This is a genomic window from Kitasatospora sp. NPDC015120 (assembly GCF_043080305.1).
Classification (GTDB): Bacteria; Actinomycetota; Actinomycetes; order Streptomycetales; family Streptomycetaceae; genus Kitasatospora.
This window is the reverse complement of record NZ_JBIBVJ010000020.1, coordinates 1-12,880: the sequence shown is the minus strand read 5'-3', so window position 1 is coordinate 12,880 and position 12,880 is coordinate 1. Positions and strand designations below refer to the sequence as shown.

The 12,880-nt window shown below is 75.4% G+C and carries 12 protein-coding genes; 4 read left to right on the top strand and 8 right to left on the bottom strand.

All coding sequences use genetic code 11. The features are described from left to right. Window positions 1-60 precede the first annotated feature (60 nt). Window positions 61-699, top strand: a complete 639-nt coding sequence (locus tag ACF1AK_RS30010) for an endonuclease (RefSeq protein WP_391501983.1) — start codon at window positions 61-63, stop codon at window positions 697-699. A 122-nt stretch (window positions 700-821) separates the two neighbouring features. Here the strand turns inward: ACF1AK_RS30010 and ACF1AK_RS30005 are convergent, their stop codons facing one another. Then, window positions 822-1,505: a DUF6445 family protein gene (locus ACF1AK_RS30005; protein ID WP_391501982.1), complete on the bottom strand. Its 684-nt coding sequence runs from the start codon at window positions 1,503-1,505 to the stop codon at window positions 822-824. Between the two features lie 135 nt (window positions 1,506-1,640). Between ACF1AK_RS30005 and ACF1AK_RS30000 the strand changes: the two genes are divergently transcribed. Beyond that, window positions 1,641-2,183 (top strand): PaaI family thioesterase, encoded by a 543-nt coding sequence (locus ACF1AK_RS30000; RefSeq protein ID WP_391501981.1) that lies wholly within the window; start codon window positions 1,641-1,643, stop codon window positions 2,181-2,183. Between the two features lie 112 nt (window positions 2,184-2,295). Here the strand turns inward: ACF1AK_RS30000 and ACF1AK_RS29995 are convergent, their stop codons facing one another. Next, window positions 2,296-3,306 (bottom strand): YdcF family protein, encoded by a 1,011-nt coding sequence (locus ACF1AK_RS29995; protein ID WP_391501980.1) that lies wholly within the window; start codon window positions 3,304-3,306, stop codon window positions 2,296-2,298. Next, window positions 3,303-4,676: an MFS transporter gene (locus tag ACF1AK_RS29990; protein WP_391501979.1), complete on the bottom strand. Its 1,374-nt coding sequence runs from the start codon at window positions 4,674-4,676 to the stop codon at window positions 3,303-3,305. Before ACF1AK_RS29990 ends, ACF1AK_RS29995 begins: the two co-directional genes overlap by 4 nt. A gap of 88 nt (window positions 4,677-4,764) precedes the next feature. On the opposite strand from ACF1AK_RS29990, the gene ACF1AK_RS29985 reads away from it, so the two are divergent. After that, the gene (locus ACF1AK_RS29985) at window positions 4,765-5,331 is read left to right on the top strand and encodes a MarR family winged helix-turn-helix transcriptional regulator (RefSeq protein WP_391501978.1); all 567 of its coding nucleotides are present in this window, start codon (window positions 4,765-4,767) and stop codon (window positions 5,329-5,331) included. Between the two features lie 81 nt (window positions 5,332-5,412). Here the strand turns inward: ACF1AK_RS29985 and ACF1AK_RS29980 are convergent, their stop codons facing one another. The 3 genes from ACF1AK_RS29980 to ACF1AK_RS29970 form a co-directional block, all read right to left on the bottom strand. After that, window positions 5,413-6,957, bottom strand: a complete 1,545-nt coding sequence (locus tag ACF1AK_RS29980; RefSeq protein ID WP_391501977.1) for an esterase/lipase family protein — start codon at window positions 6,955-6,957, stop codon at window positions 5,413-5,415. Between the two features lie 147 nt (window positions 6,958-7,104). After that, complete coding sequence (gene pip / locus ACF1AK_RS29975) at window positions 7,105-8,064, bottom strand: prolyl aminopeptidase (protein WP_391501976.1); 960 nt, start codon at window positions 8,062-8,064, stop codon at window positions 7,105-7,107. A 129-nt stretch (window positions 8,065-8,193) separates the two neighbouring features. Beyond that, window positions 8,194-8,943 (bottom strand): TetR/AcrR family transcriptional regulator, encoded by a 750-nt coding sequence (locus ACF1AK_RS29970; RefSeq protein ID WP_391501975.1) that lies wholly within the window; start codon window positions 8,941-8,943, stop codon window positions 8,194-8,196. 70 nt (window positions 8,944-9,013) lie between these two features. Between ACF1AK_RS29970 and ACF1AK_RS29965 the strand changes: the two genes are divergently transcribed. Then, the gene (locus ACF1AK_RS29965; protein ID WP_391501974.1) at window positions 9,014-10,597 is read left to right on the top strand and encodes an MFS transporter; all 1,584 of its coding nucleotides are present in this window, start codon (window positions 9,014-9,016) and stop codon (window positions 10,595-10,597) included. Window positions 10,598-10,808: 211 nt separating this feature from the next. On the opposite strand, the gene ACF1AK_RS29960 is transcribed toward ACF1AK_RS29965, so the two are convergent. Both ACF1AK_RS29960 and ACF1AK_RS29955 read right to left on the bottom strand, forming a co-directional pair. Beyond that, entirely contained in the window at window positions 10,809-11,621 is an 813-nt protein-coding gene (locus tag ACF1AK_RS29960; protein ID WP_391501973.1) for a lysophospholipid acyltransferase family protein, read from the bottom strand. Beyond that, window positions 11,618-12,472 (bottom strand): GNAT family N-acetyltransferase, encoded by an 855-nt coding sequence (locus ACF1AK_RS29955; RefSeq protein ID WP_391501972.1) that lies wholly within the window; start codon window positions 12,470-12,472, stop codon window positions 11,618-11,620. Before ACF1AK_RS29955 ends, ACF1AK_RS29960 begins: the two co-directional genes overlap by 4 nt. Window positions 12,473-12,880 lie beyond the last annotated feature (408 nt).

The following is a 12,880-nucleotide window of genomic DNA, read 5'->3' as shown; positions in this document are numbered from 1 at the left end:
CCGCGCATGACCGCCGCCAACCCGGGCAGGTGCCGGTCAGGCGAGGAAGGGAGACCGGCCATGGGCCACCAGGAGACCGTCGCCGCCCTGCTGGAACGCTTCGGCCGCACCTACGCCGACGAGGCGGGCATCATCCTCCGTGACACCCCGTCCCCGCTCTACCGGCTGCTGGTGCTCACCACGCTCAGCTCGGTGCGGATCAGCGCCGACCTCGCCGTCGCCGCCGCCCGGGAACTCTCCGCGGCGGGCCTGCGCACCCCGAAGGCGATGGCCGCCGCCCGCTGGCAGACCAGGGTGGACGCCCTCGGCCGCGCCCACTACGTGCGCTACGACGAGAGCACCGCGACCGCCCTCGGCCGCGGCGCCGAACTGCTCCTCGACCGCTGGCACGGCGACCTTCGGGAGCTCCGTGACGAGGCCGGGGGCGATCCCGCCCGCATCGCCGGGCTGCTCCGCGAGTTCCCCCGGATCGGCCCGGTCGGCTCGGGCATCTTCTGCCGCGAGGCCCAGGCGGTCTGGCCGGTCCTGCGCCCGTCCTTCGACGACCGGACCCTGCGGGCGGCCGCCGACCTCGGTCTGCCCCGCACCCCGGCAGCCCTGGCCGCCCTCGTCCCGCCGCGCGACCTCGCCCGCCTCGCCGCCGCCCTCACCCGCCTCAGCCTGAGCCGCGTCCGGCCCGGGGAACTCCGGGCGGCGTAGTCGCGTCCGGAGTTCCCCCGGGCGGGCGTCGGGGGCCGCTCAGGACGCCGGGCCGTCCGGGGCCGGGCCGTCCGGTCACGGGCGATCGGGGCACAGGCGATCCGGGCACAGGCCGTCCGGGGTCAGGCCATCCAGAAGAAGACCGCCGTCATCCGGCGCTCCTCCAGGGCCAGGCCGTGGTACGAGGTCGCGCTGTGGATCAGGTTGGCGTGGTAGACCAGCAGGCGGTTGTAGCGGTTGGGGACGCGGACGTCCTCGGTGAAGGCATCGGCGGGGACGCGGCGGGTGCCGAGGGCCTCGACCAGATTGGTGTGCGGGGCGGTGACCAGGTTGCCGCCGAGGCGGCCGCCGGGGAACTGCTGGCGGTAGAAGCCGGTGCCGGCGTCCTTGGCGGCGCCGGGGCTCAGGTAGAGGACGGCCGCGTAGCGGCACAGGGCGCGGGAGTCGGTGTGCGGGCGCGGCTCCGACTCGCCGGCGCCGACCAGTTGGACGCAGTTGTGGTTCAGGGTGCCGCCGCCCGGGGCGCTCTGCACCCAGAGCCGCGGCGCCCCGGTGGCCCTGCGGACTAGTGCCTCGACCCGGGCCAGCTCGGCGGGCTCCAGGCCGGGCATGGTCCGCAGGCCCGGCCAGGCCTCCGGACGGTAGGGGTAGCCCTCGGCCCAGTCGTTCCGGTCGAGGCAGCGGCGCCGTACGGCGTCCGGGTCGGACAGGACGTCGTCGAAGACCCAGTAGTCGCGGCCCGGGGTGGGTTTGCGATAGGGCAGGACGGGGAGTCGGGCGGTCCGTCCGGCGGGCAGTGGAGGCATGGGCCGACCATAGGTTTCGTCGCCCCCAACGTTCTGCCGTGAGCAGGTCAACCTTTCGTCAAGGTCCACCGGCGGCGCCGAGGGTGAACGAGGTCACCCTTGAACGCGCGCCGGGCTGCGGGAAAGGGTGGTGGCATGACCACCTTCGAGATCGATCCCGCCGGACCGTCGGCCGACGGGGAGCCGCGCACCCGCACCCACGAGTGGCGGGCCGGTCCGCCCATTTCGGCGTTCCCGCACCTCACCGGGGAGGAGATCCTCCAGGAGATCATCGCCGGCCGGATCCCGCAGCCGGCGATCGGGAGCACCATGGGCTTCCGGCTGGTGGAGGCCGGGCCCGGGACGGCCGCCTTCGAGGGCGCGCTCGGCGACCACCTCTTCAACCCGATGAACACCGTCCACGGCGGCTACCTGGCCACCCTCCTGGACTCGGCGCTCGGCTGCGCCGTGATGAGCCGGCTGCCGGCCGGCGTCGGCTACACCACCACGCAGCTGAACGTGCACATGGTGCGGCCGCTGTTCGCCGACTCCGGGCAGGTGCGCTGCGAGGGGGTCGCGCTGCACGTGGGGCGGACGATCGCCACCGCCGAGGCGCGGATCCTCGGCGGCCGGGACGGCCGGCTGTACGCGCACGCGACCACCACCTGCGCGATCCTGGCCCCGCGCCGGGCCGACTGACCCGGGTGCACGGGCCCCGGTGGTCGCCCCCGGCGCTGATGCGCGGGGTGACCACCGGGGCCCGTCGGCCGGAGCGCCGCACCCGGTCGGGACTCCGGGGAGTGACTGTGCGTCACTCCGCCCCGAAGACCGCGGCGAGCAGGCCGCAGACGGCCAGGAAGCCGCAGATCCCGAGGTTGATCAGCTTGTGGGAGAGGAAGACGGCCGCGAACTCGCGGATCGTCGCGCTCGGCCAGTAGTAGCGGGCGGTGGGCGAGCCGCAGACCTGGCCGGCGACGCCGGTCTTCCGGGCCGTCAGGGCCGCCCGGAAGGCGTGGAAGTTGTTGGTGACGACGACGCAGCGGTAGTCGGGCTTGGCCTGCTCCATGATGGCCTTGCTGAAGAGCAGGTTCTCCTCGGTGGTGCGCGAGCGGTCCTCGCGCTCCAGGTGATCGGCGGGGAAGCCGCGCTCGACCAGGTAGTCCGCCATCGCGTGGGACTCCGGCAGCTTCTCGTCCGGGCCCTGGCCGCCGGAGGTGATCAGCACCGGCGGGTTGCCGCGCGCGGCCTGCTTCTCGTAGAGGTCACGGCCGCGTTCGAGCCGGCTCGCCAGCAGCGGCGGCACCCGCTCGCCGCCGATCAGCCCGGAGCCCAGCACCACCACGAAGTCGACGTCGCCGCGCGGCCCGTGGCGCTGGTAGAGGTAGGCGTAGCCGACGAAGCAGACGAAGAGGAAGGAGATGTAGCCGACCACCAGCAGCGCGGTCGCGGTGAGGATCCCGAGGCGCTCGGAGTCGGTGATCACCGCCGCGGCGAACAGGCCGATCAGGCCGAGGATGCCGAGGCCGGCGAGCAGCGAGAGCAGGTTGGCCGGCCGCCGCCCCTCCTTGCGGATCATCGTCAGCCCGTTGGAGAGCAGGAACCAGACGAGGGCGACCGTGCCGACGGTCGGCAGCAGGGCGATCAGGGCCACCGCCAGCTCGGCCACCAGGGTGGGCGCCCGGCGCAGTTCGGCGATCAGGGCGAGGGCGAGGAGCGAGACCGCGATGCCGAGCAGGACGGCGTTGCTGAACCGGCGCCGGTCGCGCAGGACACCGATTCCGCAGAGCAGGAAGAAGAAGGCCGCTGGGGCATAGGCGATCATGACCGTATCGTAGGGTTTCGCCGGACGGCCCCGGCGGCGGCCTCCCCGTCGGCGGGATACCCGCCGGTCGTCTCCGTTTCGGCCGCCGCCCCGGCCGTCGCCCGGGCCGCCTTCCTCGCGGCTTGCGGCTCTGACGGCGGCCCGGCCTCGACCGCGTCCGCCACGTCCACCGCCGTCCGTCCGATCCGGCGGACGCCCGGGACGGCCGCGGTGCCGGCGCAGGCGAGCGCGACCAGCGCGGCGGTGACCAGCAGCGGGCCGGTGCTGCCCCAGGCGTCGGCGGCCAGTGGCGCGAGGGTGTACCCGAGCGGGGCGGCGGCGAGCGACAGCAGCCAGTCGTAGGACGTCACCCGGGCCAGCACCTGTGGCGGGAACTCCTGTTGCACCGTCGTCTGCCACACCGGGTTGAGGAAGCCGAGCCCGGTCATCGCCAGCGCGTACGCGGTCACCGTGACCGGCGCCGGCGCCGCCACCGCGAGGGCGGCCAGCGGCAGGGCGTACAGGGCCAGGCCCAGGTTGGCGACCAGCACCGGCCGCCGCGGCCGGTACCGCCCGGCGAGCAGCGAGCCGGCCAGCACACCGCACGCGCCGGCCTGGGTCATGGCGATCCACACGCCGTCGCCCCCGAGGCGCCGGGTGGCGATCAGCGGGCCGAGGGTGAGCAGTACGGCGGCGGCGCCGTTCCAGACGCCGTGGCCGATCAGGCTCGTCCAGTACCAGTCGCGCGAGCGCACCTCGCTCCACCCGCGCAGCAGGTCGGTGCGCAGCGAGCGGCGCTCGCCCGGGGCGTGCCGGATCCGGAGCCGCGTCAGCAGCGCCGCGCTGACCAGGAAGGAGGCGCCGTCCAGCAGGAACGCCCAGCCGGGCCCGGCTGTCCAGACCAGCACCCCGGCGAGGGCCGGGCCGCCCAGCCGGGCGGCGTTGGCGGTCGAGGCGAGCAGCGCGTTGGCCCGCATCCGCTGCGGCCCCGTGACGGTGGCGGCGACCAGCGGCGTGGCCGTCGGCATGGCGAACGCGGAGGCGATGCCGCCGACCGCCTCGGCGGCCGCGATCGGCAGCAGCCGGGGCCGGTCGCCGAGGAGTTCGAGGCCGACGGCGGCCTGGGCGACGGCCCGGACGAGGTCGGTGACGAGCGCGACCAGCCGGGGATCGAGGCGGTCCCCGACGACGCCGCCCAGCGGGAGCAGCAGCAGCCGGGGGACCATCGCGCAGCCCAGGACGAGGGCGAGCGCACCGGAGGAGCCGGTCGCCCGGGTGACGGCGATGGCGAGGGCGGCGGGGACGACGGCGTCGCCGAGGGTGGAGATCGTCCGGCCGAGGAAGAGCAGACGGAAGCCGCGCGAGCGCAGCGGGTGCTGGAGCAGGGTCACGAGGAGCACTGTATTTCGGTGCCGAAGTTTCGGCAACGAAATATCGGCGGTGGAAATCCGCAGTTCACGGACGCCTAGACTCGGAGGCATGACACGCGCGACGCCCCGGGCGGCGGCCGACCGGCCCCGCGACTGGACCGACGGCCACGTCGACCGCTGGCGGCCGGTGCTTCCGCACCTCGACCCGGACGTCGAGGGCGCCGTCACCCGGATGAGCAAGCTCACCCGCCACCTGGGCCGGGTCCGCGAGCAGGGCGTGGCCGACTACGGCCTGCAGAAGCACGAGTTCGACACCCTCCACGGCCTGGCCGGCCGCGGCGGCCGGGCCACCCCCTCCGACCTGCGCGCCGACCTCAACCTGGCGCCGGCTTCGGTGACCGGCCGTCTGGAGGCGCTGGAGCGGCGCGGATTCATCGTCCGCACGCCCTCCGGCGACGACCGCCGCCGGGTCGACGTGGAACTCACCGAGGCGGGCCGGCGGGCCTGGCAGCAGGCGCTGGACGTGGTCGGCCGCGAGGAGCAGCGCCTGCTCGGCGTCCTCTCCCCGGCCGAACGGCGCCAGCTCTCCGACCTGCTGCGCCGCGTGCTGCTGGCCGCCGAGGAGCCCGCGCCGGGGACCCGCACCGAGCGCCCGGAGACCGGCTGGCACGCCTGACCGCGGGCCCGTCCGCCCCCGGCTGCCGGGTCCGCTCCCCCGGACCACGTCGGACGCCCGGCATGGTCCGGGAGGGAGGGGCTAGCACCAGGGGTCGATCCTGAGCCGGACCCTGGCGCCGTCGCCGAGGATCGGCGCGGTGGTGGCGGGCAGGGGGATGCGGGACATCCAGGAGCCGTCCGACGGGTCCTGGTCCGGCAGCGGCTCGCCCACCGGGCTGAGGTCCCGGATCGCTCCGGGCACGTCGGAGTTCCACCGCGCCCAGACGTTCGGGGGCGACCCGGTCGCCGTCGGCTGCACGTCGATGATCAGGGTGTCCGTGAAGTCGGGCGTCTCCACGTGGTCGCGGAAGTGGAACAGCCCGTGCTGCTCGTGCAGGGAGAGCAGGTCCAGGTCGAGGATGAACCGCAGCGGGCCGGCCTCCTGCGGGCGCGGCAGCCGGGTCGACAGGAAGGTGGTCGCCAGCGGGACGGCGTCGTCCCCGGTCAGGACGGGCCGGGTGCGCCGGCTCTCCGTCGTCGGGTCGGAGAGCTGGATCGGGCAGGAGTGCGCGGCGACGCGTTCGTTCATCAGCACCGGCAGCCCGCGGACCGAGAGCCTGGCCTCCGCCTGCCAGACGGCGTCGTCCTTGGGCAGCGACATGCCGGCGAGGTCGACGCGCACCCGCAGGTCGCCGAACAGGAAGCGGCGCAGGTTCTGGTAGCCCTCCTCGGAGTTGACCAGCCCGTAGCGGCCGCTGTGGCTGCGGTAGGCGAAGGCCCGGTTGGCGCCGGTGACCTGCGCGTTCTCGATCTGCACCAGGCCGTCGCTGCGCGGGCCGACCGCCGCGGCCGAGATCCCGTGGGCGACGTCGTAGTCATCGGCGTCGGTGCCGACCATGCAGAACACCCGGTCGAGCGGGAAGCCTCCGGCGTGCACCGGCGCGCTGCCGTCGTCGTCCGGCATGTCCACGGCGTGCCAGTCGTCGGGAGGCCCGCCCGGGTCGGCGTGCGGCGTCAGGTACTGGTACATCCGCTCGGGCCCGAAGACGTCGGAGCCGTTGAAGTTGAAGAGGTCGCGCAGCGCCTCCGGGATCCCGAACCCGATGGCGAAGGTGATGCCGCCGTGTGGCGTTCCGTAGGTGAACAGCTTCGCCACGTAGGCGGTGGCGCGCTCGCCGCGCTCCTCCGGGATGATCTTCTGCATCAGGCAACGGCAGATCAGTCCGCCCATCGAGTGGGCGACCAGGTTGACCCGGGGTGCGCCGGTCCTGGTCCGCACCCGCTCGATCAGGGCCAGGAGGTCCCTGGCGGCCGTCTCCAGGTTGAACGGTTCCGGCCGGCCGCCGTAGGTGGGGGAGCAGACGTCGTAGAAGCGGTGGATCCAGATGCTCCTGGGGCGGGGCGCCTCCCCCGTCGGACCGGGGCGCCCCTCCACGACGATGTCGTAGTCCTCGTCGAGGTGCAGGCGCAGTAAGGGGCTTTCGAACTGGTAGAGGACGGGGTTGTCCTCGCGGCCGACGCGGATGTGCGTCGAGCCCTGGTTGAATCCGTAGAACGGATCCGTCACGGCCTTCTCGATCCCGGGGCTGCCTCCGGCGTATCCCCGGACGTAGACGATCGGGAGCCCGGCGGACGGCGTGCTCATGGCCGGCCTGCCCTCTCCGCGGCCGGCACCGGCGGGCGCCGGCCGACCCGTTGACATGGGAGCTTCTCCCCCCAGTGTCGGCGGCCGGCGCCGGCCTGTCACCCCCCGGCTGCGGACCGTTGAGGGACCGTCACTGCCCGTGTGGGGCTACCCGTTCGCGAAGCGCTCGACGGCCGCCAGGACGGCCTCGGCGGTGGCGCGGGAGCCGGTGTGCCCGGCGTTCTGGATCACCGTCAGCTCGGCGTCCGGCCAGGCCCTGGCGAGCTGCCAGGCGGTGTCCAGCGGGCTGCCGAGGTCGAGGGCGCCGTGGATCAGCACGCCCGGGATGCCGGCCAGCCGGTGCGCGTCGCGCAGCAGCCGGCCGGGCTCCAGGAAGGCCTGGCGGGAGAAGTAGTGCGCGGTGATCCGCACGAAGGCCGTCAGCGCCTCGGAGGGCCTGGCCGTGTAGGCGTTCGGCGATCCCGTGGTCTCGTGGGCGATCACCGCGTCCTCCCAGGTCGCCCACGCGGTGGTGGCCGCGCGGCGGACGGACTCGTCCGGGTCGTTCAGCAGCCGGTCGTAGGCGACGAGCAGGTCGCCGTCGCGGTCCTCGGGCGGCAGCGCGTCACGGAAGGCCTCCCAGGGGCCCGGCAGCAGCCGGCCGACGCCCCGGTAGAGCCAGTCGATCTCCTCCGGCCTGGTCGTGGTGACGGCGCTGATCACGATCTCCGACACCCGCGCGGGGTGCGTCTGGGCGTATGCGAGGATCAGCGTGGAGCCCCAGGAGCCGCCGAACATCAGCCAGCGCTCGATGCCCAGATGCTCGCGCAGGCGCTCCAGGTCGGCGACGAGGTGCGCGGTGGTGTTGTGCTCCAGACTGGTCGCCGGGTCGGCGGCGTGCGGCTCGCTGCGGCCGCAGTTGCGCTGGGAGAACAGCACCAGCCGGTAGCGCTCGGGGTCGAAGTACCGCCGGGCGCCGGCGTTCAGCCCGGAGCCCGGTCCGCCGTGCACGACCACGGCGGGCTTGCCGGCCGGGTTGCCGGACACCTCCCAGTGGATCCGCTGGCCGTCTCCGACATCCAGCAGGCCCTCCGCGCAGGGTTCGCCGACGGGGTGGAACGCGGTCATGCGGGTGCCTCCTCGGCGCGACGGGTGTTCGTGCGGGCCTCCGGACCGTAGCGCCCCCGTGGGGCGGCGGTCGAATGGTTTCGGGGGAGCGGGCGGGAGAGCGACCGGGCGGGCGGGAGGGCGTGACGGTCAGCGGCGGTCCGGCGGCAGCAGGGCGGCCAGCCCGTCGAGGATGCGCTCCAGGCCGAAGGCGAACCGGGCGTCGAGGTCCGGCCCGGTGAGGTCGCCGGCCATCGCGACCAGGTGCGGGAACTCGGCGGGCGGCAGGGCGCGGAACCGCTCGGCGGCGGCGTCGGCGAGCGCGCGCCGGCCGGTGCCGGTGGTCTCCGCGGCCGCCATCGGTGACTGCTCCTGGAGCACGAAGCCCTGGACGTACGCGCCGAGCAGGTAGGACACCATCGCCGCGTCCGGGGCGGAGAAGCCGGCCCCGCGCAGCCGGCCGAGCTGGTCCTCCATCAGGTGCAGCAGGTGCGGCCCGGGGGCGAGGCGGCCCGCGACCACCTTGGCGGCGTCCCGCCGGCCGAGCAGGTGGGCGCGGTAGCGCTCGCAGTAGCCGCGCAGCTGGACGCGCCAGTCCCCGGTGCGGGGCGGGGCCTCGACGTCGGCCATCAGTGCGTCGTTGAGGAGGTCCAGCAACTCCTCCTTGTTGCGGACGTGCCAGTAGAGCGAGGCGGCCTTGACCCCGACCTCGGCGGCGACCTTGCGCATCGACAGGCCGGCCAGGCCGTCGCGCTCCAGCACCCGCAGCGCGGCCTGCGCGAGCCCCTCGCGGGTGAGGGCGGGCGGGGCGGCGTCGTCCTGGTCGGCCGGCATGCGGTCCTCGCTGTTCTCGTCGGGCGGGCTGCGGTCGCGCTTGCAATCTAACACCGTTAGGTGCACGCTGTCCTCCGTCGAACCGGTCCCTAACGCCGTTAGGGGCTTTCCCCGACCGAACCGGGAGGACGATCCGATGGGTGAGACCGAGGGGAGTGCGGCGCCGGGCGCCCGCCACCGACGGCTCGCGCTCGCGACGCTCTGCATCACCATGTTCATGTCCATGCTGGACAACGTCATCGTCGGCAACGCCCTGCCCCGGATCGGCCGGGATCTCGACGCGGGCATCACCGGTCTCCAGTGGGTGGCCGAGGGCTACAGCCTGGTCTTCGCCGCCCTGCTGCTCACCGGCGGGGCGCTGGGCGACCGCTACGGCCGCACCGCCGTCTTCCGGCTCGGCCTCGCCCTGTTCACGGCCGGCTCGGCGGCCGCCGCGCTCTCCGGGAGCGTCGGCGCGCTGGTCGCCGCGCGGATGCTCCAGGGCGTCGGCGCCGCCCTGCTCACCCCCGGCAGCCTGGCGATCCTGCGGCACGTGTTCACCGACGAACGCGAACGCACCCGGGCGATCGGCACCTGGTCCGGTGTCTCCGCGCTCGGCCTGTCGGTCGGCCCGGTGGTCGGCGGCCCCGTGGTGGAGGCCTTCGGGTGGGCCGGCGTCTTCTGGATCAACGTGCCGATCGGCATCGGTGCGCTGGTCCTCTCCGGCCGGGTGCTGCCCGTCGTCCCGGGCCGGGCCCGCCGCGTCGACCTCGGCGGCCTCCTCCTGTCCGCGGCCGGCCTCGGCGCCGCCGTCCACACCCTGGTCGAGGGCCCCGAGCGCGGCTGGACCGACGCCCGGGTGGTCACCACGGCGGTGCTCGCGGTGCTGTCGCTGGCGGCCTTCCTGCTGCTCGAACGGCGGATCGCCGAGCCGATGCTGGACCTGCGGCTGTTCCGCGACGGCGTGCTCGGCGGCGCGCTGCTCGGCGGGTTCATGGTGAGCTTCGGGATGCTCGGCGCGCTGTTCTTCCTGCCGCTGCTGATGCAGGGCGTGCTGGACTGGTCACCGACGGCGGCCGGACTCGCCGGTCTGCCGATGACCGCGATGATCGTCGTCGCGGGCCCGGTCTCGGCCCGGCTGACCGGCCGCCACGGGCCCCGGCCGCCCCTGGTGCTGGGCATCGCCCTGTGCGCGCTGGGCCTCGCGGGGCTGTCCCTGTACGGCGAGCACGCCCGCTACGCCGAGTACCTGTGGACCCTGTTCGTGCTCGGGCTGGGCCTGGGGATGACCTTCACGCCGGTCTCCATCGCCGTCCTCCAGCGGGTCGCCCCGGAACGGACGGGCACCGCCTCGGCCACCGTCAACACCCTGCGCGAACTCGGCGGCGTCCTCGGCATCGCCGTGCTCGGCGCCGTCCTGACCCACCGCCTGACGGCGACGCTGACCGGCTCGCTGACCCGCCTCGGCCTCCCGCCCGACGCCCTGGGCCGCCCCGCCGACACCCTGTCCGCCGCCGGCGCCGCAGACGCGGCAGGCCCCCTCCCCGCCCCGCTGCGGGCCGCTTTCGAGCACGCCTTCACCGACGGCATCCACCTCGCCCTGCGCTGCGGTTCGGCGGCCCTGGCGGTGGCCGCGGTCTTGGTGGCCCTCCTGCTGCGCGGCACGGGCCACCGCCCGCCGCCGGCCGCCCCGGCACCGGGCCCCGCCGGGCGGGACGTCCGTGCCGGGGCCGGGGTGTAGGGGCTCTCCACCGTGGTTCGGGGGGCGGGGGCTGGTGGGCCTTCGCCTGGCCGTGCGCGGAGCGGGCCCCGGCCCGTCGGCCCCCGCCGGGCCCGGGCGTGCACGGGGCCTTCAGCGTGCTCCGGGTGGCCTGGCCGTGAGGTGCGGTTCCGGTGGTCCTGCTGGTGCGCGGAGCGGGCCGCCGCCCGTGGGCCGGGGTGGTGGGGGTGGTTCAGCGGATGCCCTCGACCGCGCTCTGGGCGGTGCGGGCCAGGGACTTGCGGGCCTCCCAGGGGCGGGCCGGGTCGGTGGGCGGGGCCTCGACGGCCGGGCGGAAGGCCAGCTCGGCGACCAGGCCCCGGACGGCGACGACCCGGGCCAGGGAGGTGAGCAGGCCGTCCTCGCCGATGAAGGCGGGGGCGCTGGTGGGGCGGCCGTCGTCCAGCCGGTAGCGGATCGCGACCGGCTGGACGGGGGTGCCGGAGCGGACGGCGGCCTCGAAGAAAGCCGGGCGGAAGCGGCCGCTCTCCCGGCCGCACCAGGTGGAGCCCTCCGGGAAGACGATCACCGGGTGGCCGGCCCGCAGGGTGGCGGCCACCTCGGCGACGGTGGCCGGCAGGGTGCGCAGCCGGTCGCGGTCGAGGAAGACGGTGCCGCCCCAGGCGATCAGCGGGCCGAGCACCGGCCAGTGGCGCACCTCGGTCTTGGCCAGCGAGCGGCCCGGGCGGGCGGCCGCGATCAGCGGGATGTCCAGCCAGGACACGTGGTTGGCCACCAGCAGCACCCCGCCCTCGGCTCCCGACCCGGGCTCGATCCGCACTGTGACCCCCAGCGAGCCGAGCAGGCCGCGGGCCCAGAACCGGGCGAGCCGGTCGCGCGGCCCGCGCGGCAGCGCCCGTGCGGGCAGGCTGAGCACGAGGCCGACGGTGAGCACCGCCAGGCAGGCGGCCAGCCGCAGGGCCCGCCGGGGGAGGGCGACGGTGGGCGCCGGGTCGGTCAGGCAGGCCTCCGGCGTGCAGGAGGCCGTCGGCAGCCACACGCTCATGAGACCGCACCCGGGGCCGCCGTGCCGACACCGCCCACGCCGGAGAGGAAGTGCCGCAGGTAGCGCGGGTCGGTGCGCTCCAGCGACAGCAGCACGTACAGGTCGGCGCAGTCGAAGTCCGGGTCGTGCGCGGGCTCGCCGCACACCCAGGCGCCGAGCCGCAGGTAGCCGCGGAGCAGGGCCGGCAGCGGCGCCTTCTGGGCCCGCGTCACACCGGTGGCGTCCCACGGCCGGTGCGGGGTGACCCGGTACTCCCGGGGCGCGAGGTGCTTGGCGGCGACGGTGTCCCAGACCCGGGCGGCGGTCGCGCCGCCGTCCTCCAGGGAGATCGAGCAGCAGCCGCCGACCCAGGTGTTGCCGGTGTCGGCGAGGTAGCGGGCGATGCCGCCCCACATGAGGTTGATGACGGCGCCGTTGCCGCGGTGCTCGGCGGCGATGCAGGAGCGGCCGAGCTCGACCAGGCCGTCCCGCAGCGGGGCGAGGCCGGAGAGGTCGAACTCGCCGTCGGAGTAGAGCCGGCCGGCCCGGCGGGCGGCCTCGGGGCGCAGCAGGCGGTAGGTGCCGACGACCGCGCCGTCCTCGCCCTCGCGCACGAGCAGGTGGTCGCAGAACTCGTCGAACGGGTCGACGTCCAGGCCCGGGGCGGTGCTGTGCAGGGTGGCGCCGAGCTCCTCGGCGAAGACCTGGTGGCGCAGCCGCTGGGCGGCGCGGACGTCGTCCTCGTCGCGGGCCAGCGCGACGGTGTAGACGGCCGAGGCGGAGCCGGACGCGACGTCCCGGCGCGCGGCGGGCACCGCGGCGGCCCGGGCGGGGGTGACTGCGGGCGGAGTGTACGAGGGGACGGTGGTCATGGCGGACCCTCCAGGGCAGCACGGACGACGACCACGGGATTCCGTGGCGCCGGCCCCGTCAGGCCCGTACGGTCGACGGGTCTGCGGACCGGTACCCGTATGTCTCTCCAAGCCGGCTGGCGTCCACGTTGCGGTTCGGCGGAGCGCAGATGTGCACCTGCTGAATGCGGCCACCCGGCGTGTGCGGGACATCTGCCGGGCACCGGCGCGTCGCCCTCTCCTCCGCTGCACGGGGTGGATTCCGGGGCGGGAGTGCGGCAGGGCCTCGCCGGTGCCATGGCAACGGGCCGCCGCGCCCGGCCGCCCCCGCCGCCCGGCCGGAGTGCGGACGGGCGGCGGACGGGTGGCCGGGCGCGGCGGGCCCGAGGGACGGCGGTCAGTGGGCCTGCCAGCCCCGCGGGTCGAGGC